Origin of the sequence: Kitasatospora sp. NPDC088783 (genome assembly GCF_044750705.1) — a bacterium.
In the GTDB taxonomy this organism is placed as follows: domain Bacteria; phylum Actinomycetota; class Actinomycetes; order Streptomycetales; family Streptomycetaceae; genus Kitasatospora; species Kitasatospora fiedleri.
This window is the reverse complement of record NZ_JBIVKJ010000050.1, coordinates 1-1,019: the sequence shown is the minus strand read 5'-3', so window position 1 is coordinate 1,019 and position 1,019 is coordinate 1. Positions and strand designations below refer to the sequence as shown.

At 56.9% G+C, this 1,019-nt stretch carries 1 rRNA gene; it reads left to right on the top strand.

Going from position 1 to position 1,019, the window contains the following annotated elements:
• Positions 1–1,019 (top strand): 23S ribosomal RNA (locus ACIP60_RS38295); the annotation flags it as partial.

The window sequence follows — 1,019 nt, the reverse complement described above, 5'->3', positions numbered from 1 at the left end:
AGGGTAAGTCGGGACCTAAGGCGAGGCCGACAGGCGTAGTCGATGGACAACGGGTTGATATTCCCGTACCCGCTTTGAAGCGCCAACGTCGAACCAGGTGATGCTAAGGCCGTGAAGCCGGCCCGGAGTCTTCGGACAAAGGGACGTGGTGGAGCCGCCGGCCCAAGCCTGTAGTAGGTGAGCGATGGGGTGACGCAGGAAGGTAGTCCAGCCCGGGCGGTGGTTGTCCCGGGGTAAGGGTGTAGGCCGAGTGATAGGCAAATCCGTCACTCATCAAGGCTGAGACCTGATGCCGAGCCGATTGTGGTGAAGTGGATGATCCTATGCTGTCGAGAAAAGCCTCTAGCGAGTTTCATGGCGGCCCGTACCCTAAACCGACTCAGGTGGTCTGGTAGAGAATACCGAGGCGTTCGGGTGAACTGTGGTTAAGGAACTCGGCAAAATGCCCCCGTAACTTCGGGAGAAGGGGGGCCATTGCTGGTGACGGGACGTGCTCCCTGAGCTGGTGGTGGCCGCAGAGACCAGCGAGAAGCGACTGTTTACTAAAAACACAGGTCCGTGCGAAGCCGTAAGGCGATGTATACGGACTGACGCCTGCCCGGTGCTGGAACGTTAAGGGGACCGGTTAGTCCGACTTCGGTCGGGCGAAGCTGAGAACTTAAGCGCCAGTAAACGGCGGTGGTAACTATAACCATCCTAAGGTAGCGAAATTCCTTGTCGGGTAAGTTCCGACCTGCACGAATGGCGTAACGACTTCTCGACTGTCTCAACCACAGGCCCGGTGAAATTGCATTACGAGTAAAGATGCTCGTTTCGCGCAGCAGGACGGAAAGACCCCGGGACCTTTACTATAGCTTGATATTGGTGTTCGGTTCGGCTTGTGTAGGATAGGTGGGAGACTGTGAAACTCGGACGCCAGTTCGGGTGGAGTCGCCGTTGAAATACCACTCTGGTCGTGCTGGATGTCTAACCTGGGTCCGTGATCCGGATCAGGGACAGTGTCTGGTGGGTAGTTTAAC